The sequence below is a fragment of the Schlesneria sphaerica genome, from assembly GCF_044336245.1.
In the GTDB taxonomy this organism is placed as follows: domain Bacteria; phylum Planctomycetota; class Planctomycetia; order Planctomycetales; family Planctomycetaceae; genus Schlesneria; species Schlesneria sphaerica.
Window position 1 is genome coordinate 16,009 of sequence record NZ_CP172346.1, and the last position, 16,090, is coordinate 32,098.

Annotated in this window: 10 protein-coding genes; 7 read left to right on the forward strand and 3 right to left on the reverse strand. The window is 55.2% G+C overall.

Translation table 11 applies throughout. The annotated features are described in order from the left end of the window. Positions 1-184 precede the first annotated feature (184 nt). Positions 185-1,384, reverse strand: a complete 1,200-nt coding sequence (argJ, locus tag ACGY09_RS00070) for a bifunctional glutamate N-acetyltransferase/amino-acid acetyltransferase ArgJ (RefSeq protein WP_397570003.1) — start codon at positions 1,382-1,384, stop codon at positions 185-187. Between the two features lie 404 nt (positions 1,385-1,788). Here argJ and ACGY09_RS00075 point away from each other — a divergent pair, with 404 nt between their 5' ends. The 4 genes from ACGY09_RS00075 to ACGY09_RS00090 all read left to right on the forward strand — a co-directional run bounded on the left by ACGY09_RS00075 (position 1,789) and on the right by ACGY09_RS00090 (position 6,831). Continuing rightward, complete coding sequence (locus ACGY09_RS00075) at positions 1,789-2,589, forward strand: undecaprenyl-diphosphate phosphatase (RefSeq protein WP_375314917.1); 801 nt, start codon at positions 1,789-1,791, stop codon at positions 2,587-2,589. Between the two features lie 196 nt (positions 2,590-2,785). Next, entirely contained in the window at positions 2,786-4,093 is a 1,308-nt protein-coding gene (gene larC, locus ACGY09_RS00080) for a nickel pincer cofactor biosynthesis protein LarC (protein ID WP_397570004.1), read from the forward strand. 743 nt (positions 4,094-4,836) lie between these two features. Beyond that, on the forward strand, positions 4,837-5,601 hold the full coding sequence (locus ACGY09_RS00085; RefSeq protein ID WP_397570005.1) for a gamma-glutamyl-gamma-aminobutyrate hydrolase family protein: 765 nt from the start codon (positions 4,837-4,839) through the stop codon (positions 5,599-5,601). A gap of 195 nt (positions 5,602-5,796) precedes the next feature. Further along, on the forward strand, positions 5,797-6,831 hold the full coding sequence (locus ACGY09_RS00090; RefSeq protein WP_397570006.1) for an acyl-CoA dehydrogenase family protein: 1,035 nt from the start codon (positions 5,797-5,799) through the stop codon (positions 6,829-6,831). Between the two features lie 116 nt (positions 6,832-6,947). Here ACGY09_RS00090 and ACGY09_RS00095 read toward each other — a convergent pair whose 3' ends face one another. Together ACGY09_RS00095 and ACGY09_RS00100 are read right to left on the reverse strand one after the other, a co-directional pair. Beyond that, positions 6,948-7,994, reverse strand: a complete 1,047-nt coding sequence (locus ACGY09_RS00095; protein ID WP_397570007.1) for an NAD(P)-dependent alcohol dehydrogenase — start codon at positions 7,992-7,994, stop codon at positions 6,948-6,950. Between the two features lie 60 nt (positions 7,995-8,054). Next, entirely contained in the window at positions 8,055-9,182 is a 1,128-nt protein-coding gene (locus tag ACGY09_RS00100) for a cellulase family glycosylhydrolase (protein WP_397570008.1), read from the reverse strand. A 488-nt stretch (positions 9,183-9,670) separates the two neighbouring features. Here ACGY09_RS00100 and ACGY09_RS00105 point away from each other — a divergent pair, with 488 nt between their 5' ends. The 3 genes from ACGY09_RS00105 to ACGY09_RS00115 all read left to right on the forward strand — a co-directional run bounded on the left by ACGY09_RS00105 (position 9,671) and on the right by ACGY09_RS00115 (position 15,846). Continuing rightward, positions 9,671-10,528 carry a Ku protein gene (locus tag ACGY09_RS00105; RefSeq protein WP_397570009.1) on the forward strand — a complete coding sequence of 286 codons (858 nt, stop codon included), beginning with the start codon at positions 9,671-9,673 and terminating at the stop codon, positions 10,526-10,528. Positions 10,529-11,735: 1,207 nt separating this feature from the next. Continuing rightward, a complete protein-coding gene (locus ACGY09_RS00110) occupies positions 11,736-15,323 on the forward strand; it encodes an acyl-[ACP]--phospholipid O-acyltransferase (RefSeq protein ID WP_397570010.1) in 3,588 nt (1,195 codons plus the stop codon). 205 nt (positions 15,324-15,528) lie between these two features. Next, on the forward strand, positions 15,529-15,846 hold the full coding sequence (locus ACGY09_RS00115; protein ID WP_373652108.1) for a hypothetical protein: 318 nt from the start codon (positions 15,529-15,531) through the stop codon (positions 15,844-15,846). Positions 15,847-16,090: the final 244 nt, after the last annotated feature.

A 16,090-nucleotide genomic window follows, 5' to 3' on the forward strand; every position in this document is an offset into this window, starting at 1 on the left:
GGTAGCGAAACGTACGCTCCTGCCGCGTCGGCCGGAATGCAGATAATTGTGAGGCGCTGAGTCAATCGCTGTGCAGTTTCGCTTCTGCAAGTGCTCGATACGTGGCCTCTCTCCCCCGAATTGATGAGGAGAGAGGCCAGACGAAATTCTCGCTGCACCCGCATTGAGTCTACGAGCAACGAATTCAGGTCGTGTAGTCGGCGTTCAGTTCTACGTACTCTTTCGTGAGGTCACACGTCCAGAACCGCACCTTGCCGGAGCCATGGGTGAGCTTCAGATCGATTGTGACGACCCGGTTGTCGCGAAGACTTTTTGAGACCTGTGCTGCGTCGAACGCGACAGGAGTCCCGGACTCATACAATAGGAAGCCGTTAATGACGAGTGTCATGTCCGTTTCCAGCAGGGGGATTCCCGCATATCCGGCCGCCGAGATGATACGTCCCCAGTTCGGGTCGGCTCCGCAGATGGCCGTTTTGACCAGCGGGCTGTCGGCAATCGACTTCGCGATTACGAAGGCCTCGTCTCGATTGCGAGTACCCGTCACATTCAGTTCAACAAAGTGGTGTGCCCCTTCGGCGTCTCGAATGATGCCGGTCGCCAGTTTGACAGCAACTTCGTCCAGAGCGGCCTGAAACGCTTTTTGATCCTCTGCTGAGGCCACTTCCGCACCCGAGGCTCCGTTGGCGAGCAGGACCACCGAATCACTGGTGCTTTCATGGCCGTCGACACTAATACAATTGAAGGAGTCCTGCACGCTATGTCGCAGCATGGTCTGGGCCGCGTCAACGCTCAGTTTCGCATCGGTCATGATGACACACAGCATGGTTGCCATGTTCGGAGCGATCATGGCGGCCCCTTTGCACGCTCCGCTGATTCGAATTTCACGCTCCTGGATTTTGACTGTGGCGGTCGCCAGTTTCGGAAACGTATCAGTCGTCATCATCGCCTGAGCGGCCTTCAGGAATGACTCGGGCGACTTGGCGAGTTCCTTTGCGGCGGCAGGGATTCCCGCCTCAAGCACTTCCATCGGCAGGAAGCGGCCGATCACTCCTGTTGACGCCACCAGGACGTCCTCGGAACTGACTCCGATCTGCTCGGCAAGCAGCGCGGTCATACGACGGGCGTCCTTAAGTCCCCGTTCTCCTGTCGCTGCATTGGAGTTACCTGAATTGATGACGACAGCTCTGGCCGTGGCGCGTGGCAACCGATCGCGGGAAACTTTGACAGGGGCTCCACAGACAAGATTGGTCGTGAAGACGCCCGCCGCGGTGCAAGGATGGTCGGAAACGAACAAGGCCAGGTCGAGTTTGGGAGCGTCGTTCTTAATTCCGCACCGGAAGCCTGCTGTGGAGAATCCGGCCGGAAGTGGAGTCTGTTCTGTCATATTCGCAGTCATTCCTTGCAGCATTGGAACTGAATGGGTTGGGGGGGGAGAAAGGACTCTCAGGCAATTGCACTGGATCACCTGGAGGTTTTGCCGCCAAGAATTCCTCAAGTTGACGGTCCCGCCGTTTAAAATAGCGTTGAGGTGGGGTGCGTGGCTATCCAGAGCCTGACACGGGAGTGCAGTTCCACGTTCGCGTCTGGTGGCAATCGAATGAGAGGCCCATGAATAAATCCGTCACCTTTGCGGGAGGCTGTCTTGGATAACACGCCCTGCAGTCGACTTGGCTGGATTTCGCGAAGTTCTGACGGTCGGAAGTCTCAGCTCACTCGACCGGATTGCGATCAGCTTGATAGACTCCGCCCACGTTCGCAGGGATACCGTCAGGTTCGAAAAGGGATTTAATGAACGATACCGTTCGCGTGCTGATTTTGGCTGTCGTCCAAGGAGTTGCTGAATTCTTGCCAATCAGTTCTTCGGGACATCTGGTTATCATTGATGAGCTCTTACGACAGGGAAAATCCGTCGAAGACGAGGCGATGACGCTCAATATCGTCCTTCACCTGGGGACTCTGGGATCGATTATCACTGTTTATTTTCAGCGTCTGAAGCGAATTATTCTTGAAGCAGATTTGCGCCTTTGTGCCGCGATTGTCCTGGCCTCGATTCCGGCAGGTCTGGTGGGAGTGCTATTTAAAAAGAGACTGGAACCGCTGTTTGAGAACGCCTGGATTGCTGGCTGCGGACTACTCGTCACGGGAACACTGCTGCTTCTCAGTCAGAGAGTAAAAGGGGGAAATTACAACGAAAAAGAGATGCCCTGGTGGGTCGCGCTGATGGTGGGGTGCTTCCAGGCTGTCGCTCTCGTTCCTGGAATTTCACGGTCGGGAAGCACGATTTCCGGAGGAATGCTGGCAGGACTTCAGCGGGAATCGGCAGGAACTTTTTCGTTTCTGATCGCGATACCGGCGATTGGGGGGGCTGCCTTGCTTGATGCGGTGAAATTGCTGAAGCAGCAAGGGGGCAATCCCGAAGCAATACCGGGTAGCGTCTTGCTGATGGGAATGGGCGTTTCATTCATCGTCGGAATCATTGCCCTGCGTCTGCTTCTGACCCTGATTTCGAAACAACGTCTCCACGTTTTTGGCTATTACTGTCTGGCAGCAGGTACTGCTACGCTGATCTGGAAGGGGATGGGCCACTGACCTCAGCCCTGGCGAAGCTGTCGACAAAGAATCACTGACGTCTACTGACCTGATGACGCCATAATCGATCTGGAGGGAATCGATCGGGATTCCTTTTGGGATCGACTCGTTGGCGACTCGGGATCGACTTTTCCGTATCGTAATCCCAGCTTGTACATGGGGGAGCGAAACAACCTGTCATTTGAGGACTCGTTCAATGCGTATTGCGTATTTAGACTGTGCATCCGGAATCAGCGGCGACATGACGGTCGCCGCCCTGCTGGATGCGGAACTTGACCCGAATGCCCTTCGCGAAGGGATTGATTCGCTGAATCTGCCAGGTGTCAAAGTCCATGTCGACGAAGTGCAGCGCGGTGGATTTCGAGCGAAGCTTTTTCGCGTTGAACATCCGGAACAGCATGTCCATCGGAACCTCAGCGATATTCGTCAGATTATCAACCGTTCCGAAGTTCTCAATGACAATCAGCGAGATCTGGCGCTGAGAATCTTCCAGACGGTTGCGGAGGCCGAAGCGAAGGTGCATGGCTCACCCGTTCACCAGGTTCACTTCCACGAAGTGGGTGCGGTTGATTCCATCGTCGACATCGTGGCAGCGGCCATCGGGTTTGATCTTCTGGACGTAGAAGAACTGTACTGCAGCCGCATCCCGACAGGACGGGGCGAGGTGAAAATCGCTCATGGTGTCTGTCCTATTCCGACTCCAGGAACTGCGGAGTTACTCAAGGGGATCCCCTTATCCGACGTTCCGGTCAATGCGGAACTGACCACGCCGACGGGGGCGGCCATTGTGAAGACCCTCGCCAGCCATTTTGTCGATGCTCTGCCCGAGATGACGATCGACACGATCGGTTACGGGGCAGGAACGCGCGACCTGGAGGGGCGAGCCAATATTCTACGGCTGATCATCGGTAAGACGGCGGGCGTCGAGTCGTCTGGCGATAGCGTGATGTTGCTGGAAACGAACCTGGACGACACTCAAGGCGAGATTCTCGGGTATACGAAGCGACGATTGCTTGAAGCGGGTGCGCTGGACGTTTACACGACCGGGATTCAAATGAAGAAGGACCGGCCAGCGGTCATGTTGAGTGTGATTTGTCGCTCGGAAGAGGTCGGAAAGCTGGAGTCCATCATCTTCAGCGAAACTCAGACATTTGGAATTCGGCGTCAGCGTGTCCATCGGTCAATTCGCGACCGAATGTCCTATACCGTTGAGACGGACTTTGGTCCGATCAAGGGAAAGGTCGGCTGGAGAGAAAACGAAGCGGCCGTCTTCAAGCCCGAATTTGACCATTGTGTCGAAATCGCCAAGGCACATGAACTGCCGCTTCGCGATGTCTACATGGCCGCTCAATTCGCATTCCACCTGGAAGACGACATCGACGACGACGAGGATGGGGATGACGAAGAGGGTGAACACGACCACGATCATGACCACGACTGCGGGCACGATCACGATCATGATCATGGCCACGATTGTGGACATGACCATGATCACAATCACTAGGACCGGGATCCATTCAGCCTTGTCTTGAACCCGAGTCTGCGAAGAGACCCGATCGCAATTGAAAGCGGTTTCTCTGCACAGAAATGGTCGATAGCGGGACCAATTCGAACTTGTAAACGATTTCAGGGGACGGGAGCTTGAGCAGATTTTCTGCATGCTCATGTCCCCTGTTTTGTGTAATGGCTTACCTGGGCGTGATTTCCAGCGAGTGGCAAGGTCTGCCTTCAAAAGAGGGAGCCGACGAGGTTCAAAACTACCCAGTTCAACAGGATTTCGAGCGACGTCCATATTTAGTGCTCAAAATTTGTATTGACCCCAAAATAGTCGATATGCTTTACATCCATCCTCATGACCGGTAAGTTTCGCCGGTCGTGAGGACGCCGCTGCCGCCAATCATCAATCAGGGCGAGCAGTGACCGTCGAAACGGTTCGAGAAGACTGTTGAAGCTCTTTTATGCACTTCAATGGATTCTGGAATACGACCTGAAGGATTCAGGTGGTGCTGTCAGAATGGATTCGCAAATCAGTCGTTAGATGGAGTTGGACGTCGTCAGGTGCTTCACTTGAGTTTCAAGTGACATTCTTAGTCGGTGCTCAGCCGTATTGGTAACGCAGATACTTGGTGTTTACGGAGTCTGTCGTCAGTCCGTGGTGAGGGGGGCGCGTCGCGTCCAGCGGATTGTTTCGGCATTGTTCATGGTTGTCAGTCTTGCACAGGATGTGCCACGTAGGAAAGGGATTTTATGAAGACGAAACCCGTAATTGGTATCAATGGTGACTATCGGCCTTCCCGTAGAGACGCTCTGGCTCTGAGCTGGTTCAACACCGGTTACTACGATTCTGTCGTTGAATCAGGTGGACTGCCAATGCTCATCCCACCTTACAGTAGTGACGATGATTTGAAACAGGCGCTGGAGATGTGTGATGGGATCGTGCTGGCCGGTTGCACGATGGACCTCGATCCAATGCGACTTGGCATGGAACCACATCCTCACACTCGCCCGATGCCCGCTCGTCGTGAAGATTTTGATCGCCGCTTGGCCAAGTTCGCCGTGGAAAAACGAATTCCGATCCTGGCCATTGGTGCCGGGATGCAGACCTTGAACGTCGTCTGTGGCGGAACCCTGATTCAGCACATTCCCGAAGCGGTTCCCCGTTGCCTGCACCATCGCGATCCTGTCGAAAGATACAACCGACATATCATTGAGATCGTCGAAGGAACGCGTTGCTGGGATATCTATGGTCCCGGCGAAATCCGCGTGAACAGCGAACACCATATGGCCGTCAACCGGCTCGCCTCGTGTTTCAAAGCTTCGGCTCACGCAACCGACGGAGTCATCGAGTGCTACGAGTCGATCGATCCTGACTGGTTCTGCCTGGGTGTACAATGGCATCCAGAAGACGATACGGCTTCAGCTCTGGACATGCAGATCTTCCAGGAATTCCTGGCCGCCGCTCATGGCAGCGAACCCACGATCCTCAAGATTCCTCAGCGAATGGCCGCATAATGCGGGCGTTGTGCCTGATTTGCCAATTTACAGTCACCCCGGCATTTTCGAGTGCCGGGGTGCTTTGTTATCTGGTGCGGAATCTTCATTGTTCCATCATACTCTGAATCACGTTTGCGACGGGGCGATTGTTCTGTGAGAGCATCGGGCCGGTAAAGGCTGTGACGAGAAACTGGTTTCATTCCTGGATTGTCGATGATGATTTCGAAAGAAGACAAAGAGCGACTGATCGGCCAGAGTGAAGCAGCCGACCGTGACCCCCAGTGGCCAGCTTCCTCCTGGAGCGTACTTGAGAAAACAGGCGCACTCCGTTGGTCCATCCCGCGCGCCTACGGTGGTGATGGGCTTGCTCCAGTCGATATTCTGATCCGAACTGAAGAGCTTGCCGCGTCGTGCCTGACCACGGCGTTTATTCTGAGCCAGCGTGAAGCGGGAGTTCGGCAACTGCTTAAAGGGCCAGAACACTTGCAGTCACGTTTTCTGCCTGCTCTCGCCCAAGGAAATATGTTCCTGACTGTGGGACTGTCACAGTTATCGACTTCCAGGCAGCATTTGGGGCCCTCATTGCGGGCAACGCCTCTCGAATCCGGTGGCTTTCAGATTGACGGCGAGATTCCGTGGGTGACGGGAGCGGATGCCGCTGCCGTCATCATCATTGGGGCAACCACTTCGGATTCGCGGCAGATTCTGGTGATGCTGGAAACAAACCGACCGGGTGTCAGCATCGAACCTCCCCTGCCCCTGTCCGCATTGACCGGTTCGCGGACCAGTCTGGTCCGTTGTGTCCAAGTCGAAGTCCCTCCTGAAATGCTGTTGGCCGGCCCCGCGGAAAGCGTACTCGGCAAAGTTGGTGGAGGTGGATTGGAAACCTCCTGTCTGGCGATTGGCCTGTCCGCAGCAGCGATTGAATTCATCCAGCAGGAATCTGTGAAGCGTCCCGATCTCGCCGAGATTGCTTCCAAGCTGGATGCCAACAGACACGAACTAAGACAGCGACTGCACCTTTTCGCGACATCACCGCCGAGGGATTCTCAGGAAGTACTCACTTTGCGAGCAGACTGCACGACGCTCGCTTTACGATCCACGCAGACATCACTCATGATTGCGAAGGGGGGCGGGTTCGTTGCACCCCACCCAGCGCAGCGATGGGCCAGGCAAGCACTTTTTTTCCTGGTTTGGTCCTGCCCGCGCCCTGTCGTCGAAGGGGTCTTATCGGAACTGACCACCTGACCGCACGGCTGGTCGCCGCGCGGTCAGTGCGCTTTCGATACGGCCTGAAGACAGTAACGGGATCGCCGAATCGACAACACCGAAATGCGACCGCGAACAGGATAAACTGACATGTCTCAGGTCGTGATGGCGATCTTGATGACGCCATCGCGTTGATTTACGAACAGGTCGTATGCCTCCTCAATCTGGTCGAGCTTGAATCGGTGCGTCACAAATGGACGTAGATCGGCTCGCCCTGACTCCACAACATTCATCAGTCTTCGCATGCGCTCTTTGCCGCCCGGACACAGACTCGTAATAATCGAGTGGTCGCCCAGGCCAGCCGCAAACGCGTCGGGTGGCAATGTCAGCTTGCCGGAATAGACTCCCAAGCTGGACAGCACCCCACCCGGTCGGAGTACGCGCAGGCAGCTCTCGAGTGTTGACTGGGTCCCCAGAGCTTCGATGGCCACATCTACACCACGGCCATTTGTCGCCGACAGAATCGCATCGACAGGGTTTTGTTCTCGAAAATTAATCGTTGTGTCGGCGCCGAGATGACGAGAAACCGTCAACCGCTCATTCAGTCCATCGACCGCGAAGAGCTGACTCGCTCCGCGAAGGCGTGCCCCGATCGTCGCACACAGGCCAATCGGCCCCTGAGCAAACACGGCAACGGAGTCTCCGATACGAACGCCCCCTCGCTCAGCTCCCACAAAGCCTGTGCTCATAATGTCGGGGCACATGAGGACCTGTTCGTCGGTCAGATTATCAGGGATCGGGGCAAGGTTCGCCATAGCATCAGGAATCAGGACGTACTCGGCCTGACACCCATCGATCGTGTTCCCCAGTCGCCATCCCCCCATCGGCTTACCGCCGCACTGGGACTGGTTGCCTCCCAGGCACGAGTGACACTGTCCGCAGGGTGTGATTGCGCCTGCGATCACACGTTGGCCAACGGAGTAGCCGGTCACGGCTGCACCAAGCTCAGCAACGACACCGACGGGCTCGTGCCCGATTGTCAGCCCACGCACAACGGGATATTCCCCTTTAAGAATATGCACGTCGGTACCGCAGATTGTTGTCGTCGTTACACGGATCAACGCGTCACGCGGACCGACCTGTGGGATTGGCTTGTCTGTTAGAACGATACGACCAGGTTCGACAAAGACTGCGGCTTTCATGGATCGTGTCTCCAGATCAGGTGATGCGGTAAAGTGTCTTCTGAACATCCAGTGAGCAGATCATTCGTGAGAGGTCATTGCGGTTCCGATTTCTTCGAAGAGTTCGACCCAAGATAGCCAGATCTGGTCCTCAATCGTTGCCGTACCCGACTTTCTGCGTGCATCCAGATCTTTTGGAGAGTGGTCAGGCCAGTGACCAATCCAGCCTTGGGAATATTCGCGGCTCTTGAGCAGGAATTCTCGTTCATCGTCTTGGCTACACGTTAAAGGAAAGGTTTCTCCAATCACAATTGGCTTGCCCCAGTCAAATTTCTTCAACAGAGCGATTTCCTCGTCCACTTTTCCCGATTTGGGATACAGGTGGGGTGAAACAAAATCGAGATACTCAGATGCCGCTTTATAAGCCCCGGGGAACGGCAACATCCCCATGGTGATGAGACGTGTCGGGTCGTGGCGACGAATGGAGGCCACCACCAGCTGCGTCCACTCGCGATAAATCGCGTCGCCGTTTCGGTCACCCGGAGTGAGGCTTAAACGCTGACAAAACTCGACGTCTCCCATACGGCCCATATACCACCCCTCTTCCGGTTTCCCCGCAGCGCCCGGTTCGTTCACCAGATCATAGGCAAACACGGCGGGGCTGGAGGCACAGGCACGAGCGATCGATTCCCAGAAAAAGGCCTGTGTCTTCCAGCGATCTGCCTCTGATAGCTTGTCATACCATACTGGCCGGTCCTTGATCCGGTAGTTCGCCAGTCCCGTAATTTTGAGATGGATCCCCGATTGCTGGGCAATGTCGAGCAACTGCTTGATTCCGTCGATGCCCTGCTGATCCACGTCACTCGGGCCCCGCAGGAGACGGGGCAGTTCGGGGTGGATCCGGGCGACATTCGTTCCAGCCGCTTTCATTTCGGCGAATTCGCGCTTCACTCGCTCGGGATCTTTCGAAAGCCGCTCAAGAATGTCAGCGGAAGCGTAATTGTGGCCCCAAGGAATGAATTTCTTTCCAGAGGGGTGCATCACGAAGCCCTTCAGATCGTTGGCGACTTTGACTGTCTCCATCGTGGTCGTCGGTGTTTGCTTTCCATTGTTCTCAATAGAATCTCCCTGCTCCGCTCGCGCGACGCAGAACTCACTTGAGAGAAGAACCAAAAGAATCGGAATGACGGCCTGATGGATTCTGATCATGGAATGACCCCGGCAAAATGAAATCAGCGTGGTCGCCTTGTGAACGCGCAAGGCATGATTTCAAGCTAACACGATCTCGAGCAAGCTGCCATCAATTCCGATTTGTTGTCCTCACTCGTCGAACGGTCCAAGTGCACAACTGCGCCGCGACTCCTCATGCTGGTTATTCTGACCTCGTGGGAGCATTGGCTGAATTTGATCAGCGTGTCTAGATCTCGATCAGCTCGACTCGCAAACTGCCACGTACACAATGCACGTTATGAACCCGGGTTATTCGCGCTTACTGGATTAGACAGCGGTGCCCAGCGGGTCGATTACCGCCGGGGCAACATCAGATTTTGGGAGGGATCTGGTTCTAAATAAGCTGAAAGCTTTTGCACCTGGATCGGTCTTCATGTTTCGGACCCGACTTTTGCAGTTAGTCGATCCTGGAATACTGCAGCATGCGAACTTCGATGCGCCCGATTCGACGGAAGAGGTACCTCAACATGGCGAAGCGACAGGGCAAATCAAAGGCAACCGGGCAACGGGCGAGCTGGAAAGGGCAGCTCAGTTTTGGTCTGGTCTCGTTCCCCGTGGAGGCGTTCAACGCGCTGAATCGGCAGGATAGCGACATTCACTTCCATCAGCTTCACGCGAAGTGTCATCGTCGGATTCAATACGAAAAAGTCTGTCCTGTTCATGGCCCAGTGAAGGGAGACGAAATCGTTAAGGGTTACGAGGTATCCAGAGGAAAGTATGTTGAGTTCGACCCGGAGGAACTGAGTGCGCTGCGGACTGAACGTGAAAAAGGCCTGCAGGTTGATGCCTTTCTTTCGCCTGAAACGATTGATCCCCTCTATTTTGACGGCCGGATGTACTACGTGCTTCCTGCCGGGAAATCGTCAGAGAAAGCTTACGATGTGGTCTTGAAAGCCATGGAACTCGAAGAACAATACGGCGTCGGTCGGATTGTCATGTCGGGCAAAGACCAGATCGTGCTTCTGCGACCAATGCGCGGAGTGCTGCAGATGGCTATGCTGAATTACTCTGCAGAAATTCTGGATCCAAAATCTCGAAAGGCATCGGTTTCGAACGGTTCGAAAGAGCTGAAGATGGCTCGGTCGATCGTCCGTCAGTGGGCGGATCCCGACTTTGATTTCAATCAGTACCAAGACACCTATCGTGAACGGGTCGAAGATCTGATTGAATCAAAAATGAAAGGCCACGATGTCGAAGAACCAATTGCGGATGAAGACGAACCTGTGACGCTCAACCTGATGGAAGCGCTGCAGAAAAGTCTTGCGCAGACTGGCAAACCCAAACAGACTCCCACTCGGAAAACGCGGAAAACACGTTCCGCGTGAGGCCTACGTGAATTTATCCCTTGGCGGGAGGCCTTTGACGAAATGTCCACGCCAGGGGTAGGGATGTCTGAGGGAGATATCTGTAACCAACCAGGACCCGTCATCACGCCGCGACCGGCTCAAGACGGAGATGTATCCTGATTGGTCCTCGTTGGTCCGGTAGTTGCTGTGACATCTCGATGTTGCGTCGAGATGTCCCGACTGTTTTCGGAGGAAGAACGATGAGTAGCAAAAAGAGCAGCTGGAAAATGGAACGGGCCAGCGTCCATCGAAAAGGAGCTACGAGGGCCAAGTCGAACAAGTTCTCAAAGAGCGACAAGAGCGAACGACCTGCGCCGCATAGCCGAGCAAAAGTTTGGGTCGGTTCCTACACTCGCAAAGATGGCCGTCACGTAGAAGGCCATTTCCGCCGGGTCTCCTGAATGAATGAAAAAGACCCACCTGGTAAAAATGAGGGCGTCGCAAAGCTCTTGAATGGCGAAGGCTCGAATCTGCAAATGTCCTGGCACAACGCTTGCGACTTGGACGTGCACAGGAGCTGAGCCGATTCTTAGGGGCCGCGGCACCGCTCTAAGTGCGCGCTTGCGTTCCGTGATGCGCTCCAATGGAGTACACCGCTTCACGTCGACAACCTTGACATTCTGCCAAGGAATTTCAGGTTCAGCGCCGCGCCCAATTCCTCCGCCCCCTCTGCCGCCGGTCTGGATCGACGGTAGGCCGTGATTCGAAGTCTATCAGCCCCGTTGCGGCTCCGCGTACACTCATCGTCCTGCTCGGCTTTCGTCGATGAGTTGCCCTAAGTGTGCTCCGAAGCGCGACGCTTCAATCTCTTTCGTTTGTGGGTTCTGTCCCTTCGACTTGGTCAGAGCCTACTGCGGTGGCTAGGGCGGCTGAACTTCCGCACATTGATGATCGCGCTGCAAATCCTCGTTTCGCCGCACCTGTTTTCTTGCGACAGAAGAAACATTGCGTAGCGACTGCTCGCGCGTCCCACAAGAGGGAATCTTTGAACCGGTGGTCACCTGAGCGTGGTCTGAGTGGTCGCCCTCTGCCGGAGTTCATCGGGGTATCCTGCGTTCTTTGCGGGCGGTCCTTCAGGTCTCTCTTTCCAAAATTCGAGGCTTCCGCAATAGTGTCGTTTTGCGACGTCCTGTATCGGAATTTACACCTCTCCACTCGTTTTGTTTCCTCGAAGAATGGTCGTGGGATGACTACGTCTCCTGAATTACCAGAACAGCCTGCGCCTCCTGAACAAGGTGATTCGTCGACAGCGGCGGGAGATTCATCGCTCCAGGCTGTCGGGGGTGAGCACACTACGGTTGGGCTAGGCTCACGTGAATTCCTGTGTCTGTTGCTCGTCCAGTTTCTGACGGTTCTGAACGATCACACCTTTCGTTGGCTGGTGATACCGATCGCGAAACCGAAGCTGGGGGCTGCTGCTGCCATTTCTCTCGGATTGGCCGCATTCACGGTCCCATTTATCGTCTTCTCGAGCCCTGCTGGATTTCTGGCGGACCGCTTTTCGAAAGCATGGGTGATCCGCTGTTGCAAGGCTGCCGAGATCATCGTGATGGCCTTGGGTTTTGTCGCCCTCATGTGGGTAAACATGTCGCTGCTGATTGCTGTCGTCTTTTTGACGGGGGTTCTCGCGGCGCTGTTTTCTCCGTCGAAATCCGGCTCGGTCCCGGAGTTAGTTCACCCCCCTCTGCTCTCAAAAGCGAACGGTCTGCTGGGACTGGTTACTGTGATGCCGGCAGCGCTGGGGTGTCTCGTAGGGAATATTCTCGCCTCGTACGCTCAACCGACACCCGAAGACGCTATCACAGTCAAATCGCTGATGCCGTCACTGGTGCTCATTCTAGGGACCGCAGTCGCAGGATGGGGGATTAGCTTTGGTCTGCGTCACATCGGCGCAGCTGACAAGTCCCGTTCCTTCACCTGGAATCTGTTCTCGGAAACCGCCGCCTCACTGCGGGTGCTGAAGTCCAGCACGTCGCTGTTCCGGACCGGCATCGGCATCGCGTTTTTCTGGATTCTGGCTTCTTTAGCACAGATGAACATGGATCAACTCGGGACGAAAGATCTGGAATTATCTCAGCGGCAGATTGGCATTCTCGGGTTATCGCTGGTGATGGGACTGGGGCTTGGCAGTGTCGTGGCGGGGCTTTGGTCGGGCGGTCGCGTGGAACTCGGGATCGTCCCGCTGGGGGCACTCGGAATGTCGTTCTGGTCAGTGATGCTGTGTCTGACGGGCTGGTATGGACAGGCAGATCCGGCCTGGTCAATGCTGGTTGTCTGTGTCTCACTGTTCTTTCTCGGGGCCAGCGCGGGATTGTTCGATGTTCCTCTGGAGTCATTTCTGCAGCAGGAGAGTGAGCCTCGATATCTGGGGCAGGTCATCGGTGCGACGAATTTCCTTGCGTTCAGCGGGATCTTGCTGATCTCGGGCCTGTACTATTTGATGATTGATCGGATGGGCATTTCGCCAAGTACGATCTTCCTGATGGTGGGAGTGGGGACAATTCCCGTTGCGTTGTACGTTATCGTATTGCTTCCCCAAGCCGCGATCCGATTCGTATTCTGGCTGGCCGTCAAGCTGTTCTACAAGGTGCGGCCGCATGGGCTCAAAAATATCCCGCAGACAGGTGGGGCATTGCTGACCCCCAATCACATCAGCTTTGTTGACGGGCTCTTGCTTCTGATTACTGTGCCGCGGCCTGTCCGTTTTATTATCTACGCCGATTTCGTCTATAACCCCAGGTTGAACTGGCTGGCAAAGATTTTCGATGCCATTCCCATTAAGGCTGATGGGGGGCCGAAGACGTTAATTCAATCCCTGCGAACCGCAAGTGAGGCGCTGCAGAACGGAGAGCTGGTCTGCATCTTTCCGGAAGGGGGACTGACTCGGACGGGGCATACTCAGCCATTCCAGCCAGGGATGCTGCGAATTCTCAAAGGGACTGACGCCCCGGTCATCCCCGTTTACCTGCACGGTTTGTGGGGCAGCTTTTTCAGCCATCGAGGGGGAAAGATCTTCCGAAAGTGGCCTCAGAAATGGCGACATCCGGTTTCGATCTTTTTTGGTGAGCCCCTTCGCCAACCGCAATCTGTGTTTGACGTACAGGACTGTGTTCAACAACTGGGAGCTGCTGCTGTGGAGACGAGTAGAACGCACGAATTGACCCCCGCTCGCATTTTTATCCGCTCCATGAAGAAGTCACTGGGGCAGGCTCGGATCGCTGATTCCAGTGGCGTCGAGTTGACGGGGGGAAAACTGCTGACGTCAGTGCTGGCGATGAGGCGTGTGTTGCTGCGTGAAGTGATCGGAGTTGACGAACAGAACGTCGGTATCCTGCTTCCTGCAACGGCGGCTTCGGCGATCGTCAACCTGTCCGTGGCCCTGGCGGGCAGGACGGCAGTCAATTTGAACTTTACGACGACCGAAGCGGATATGCGTCACTGCATCAAGGAGGCCAAGGTGAGGCACATTCTCACCAGCCGAAAGTTGCTTGAGAAAAAGCCGCTTGATCTGGGTGTCGAGTTCGTTTTCCTTGAAGACCTCAAGGCGAAGGTGACCAACTTTGACAAGCTCGCTGCGGCCGTCGGAGCGTACGCGGTTCCTGCTGCTGTTCTCGAGCGATCGCTGGGACTGACACGCGTTCGTCCGACTGACGTCATCGCGATCATTTTCACGTCAGGTTCTACTGGTGAGCCAAAAGGCGTGATGCTGTCAAATCACAATGTCAGTGCGACGGTCGAAGCGGCGGATCAGGTCTTCAACATCACGAAGAAGGACTGCATCCTGGGAATTCTGCCGCTATTCCACTGTTTCGGCTATGTGGCTGCATTCTGGCTGCCGCTGTGCGTGAAGGCGAAGGTGGTCTTTCACTTCAATCCACTGGACGCACGCTTGATCGGAGAGCTGGCTCAACAACACAAGGCAACGATTCTGTTTGGAACTCCGACCTTCCTGCGAGGGTTTCTTAAGAGATGTGACAAAGAGCAATTCAGTTCGATCGACCTGGTCGTCGTCGGTGCAGAGAAACTACCCCTGGACCTGGCTGAACAGTTCCGAGAGAAATTCGGGATCATGCCGTCCGAAGGCTACGGAACAACTGAAACATCCGGTCCCGCCTGCGTCAACGTGGCCGACCATCGCTGCGAGAAAGTCACTCAGAAAGGTACCAAACTCGGGACCGTCGGACGTCCCCTTCCTGGCATTGTGGCCAGATCCATCGACCCCGACACCAAACAGCCACTTCCGGTCGGCAAGGAAGGAATTATCTGCATCAAGGGCTCGAACATCATGCTCGGCTACTTGAACCATCCCGAGAAGACGGCCGTCGTTCTGAAGGATGGTTGGTACGAAACGGGGGACATGGGGCTGGTGGATGAGGAAGGGTTTGTGAAGATCACCGGTCGACTCAGCCGCTTCTCAAAGATCGGTGGTGAGATGGTTCCTCATCTGCGCATCGAAGAATCGCTGCTGAAGATTTGTGAAGACCCGACCAGTACTGAACCCGGAATTCCTCTGGCTGTGACAGCCGTGCCCGACCCCAAGAAGGGTGAACGACTGATTGTGCTTCATCGGGCACTGTCGAAACCAGTCAGGCAGATCATTGATGAACTCGCAGCGACAGGTCTGCCGACGTTGTGGATACCCGGCAGTGACGGTTTTATCGAAGTGCCCGAGATTCCCATTCTCGGTACGGGAAAACTGGATTTGAAGGGAATCAAGCAGGCCGCACTTGCTGCGTGCGAGAAGTCAGCCATTGCGAAGGCCAACTCCCGTTGAAGTATAACCGATCACGGCGGACGAGCCTGGGTTGCTCTGTCGATTCGTACGAAAGCTGCGAAGCGGCAGAGCGATGAGGCTCGGCAAGCCAAGTGCGGGCAGCCGGAGTTTGTGACGGACCGAGGACAGAAGACGGTTGTGAGTTTTCGAGATTTTGTGGGAACCCCATGGCCGGTTCGGGTGGGAAGGATTGTGCAGTCAGAACATGCTTGAATGGCTTAAACATGCCTTTGCGGTCAACCCCACCGGCCCGGTGCAGCCGACATTGTCCCAACAAGCTGCGATTGATGCGGTCTGCAGAGAGATCATTCGGCGCCACATGACGTTACCCGCCCAGATGATGCTCGAGTCATCTGCGCCGCTCAATTTTGTGACCGGACAGTTACTTCGAATGGTCGAGCCGTTTCTGGGACTGATTCTCGATGGGGCCAGTATTCGGGACTTTGCATCGTTTCTGGAACAGCGAGGATCATTGGAGTACATTTCCAGGCGGCTGCAGGAATTGCAGGAGCAGGGAAAGTAGGCTTGTTTTCTGGGTAAACCCAGACTTGCCGGGATTGTACGCAGGCACGACAGGGGCAATCTGGTTGAGAAGGTTAGTGAGAGGCATCACTGGATGCATCTGGTGATGCATCTGGAAACTGTATCGGACGAGCGACTCTGATTGCACATTGCACGTCGTAACAAACGGCAGCCCTGGTGTAATTTGTCTTAAGGGTAATTCGGGCACGTCGCCCGGAATTCGCGGCGATTGGTATCCTTCCCCC

Bases quoted from the DNA above. Each gene is read 5' to 3' on its own strand.
- ACGY09_RS00085 (WP_397570005.1), top strand. From the start codon at position 4,837: ATGAAGACGAAACCCGTAATTGGTATCAATGGTGACTATCGGCCTTCC.
- ACGY09_RS00090 (WP_397570006.1), top strand. From the start codon at position 5,797: ATGATGATTTCGAAAGAAGACAAAGAGCGACTGATCGGCCAGAGTGAA.
- larC (WP_397570004.1), top strand. From the start codon at position 2,786: ATGCGTATTGCGTATTTAGACTGTGCATCCGGAATCAGCGGCGACATG.
- argJ (WP_397570003.1), bottom strand. From the start codon at position 1,384: ATGACAGAACAGACTCCACTTCCGGCCGGATTCTCCACAGCAGGCTTC.
- ACGY09_RS00075 (WP_375314917.1), top strand. From the start codon at position 1,789: ATGAACGATACCGTTCGCGTGCTGATTTTGGCTGTCGTCCAAGGAGTT.
- ACGY09_RS00115 (WP_373652108.1), top strand. From the start codon at position 15,529: ATGCTTGAATGGCTTAAACATGCCTTTGCGGTCAACCCCACCGGCCCG.
- ACGY09_RS00100 (WP_397570008.1), bottom strand. From the start codon at position 9,182: ATGATCAGAATCCATCAGGCCGTCATTCCGATTCTTTTGGTTCTTCTC.
- ACGY09_RS00095 (WP_397570007.1), bottom strand. From the start codon at position 7,994: ATGAAAGCCGCAGTCTTTGTCGAACCTGGTCGTATCGTTCTAACAGAC.
- ACGY09_RS00110 (WP_397570010.1), top strand. From the start codon at position 11,736: ATGACTACGTCTCCTGAATTACCAGAACAGCCTGCGCCTCCTGAACAA.
- ACGY09_RS00105 (WP_397570009.1), top strand. From the start codon at position 9,671: ATGGCGAAGCGACAGGGCAAATCAAAGGCAACCGGGCAACGGGCGAGC.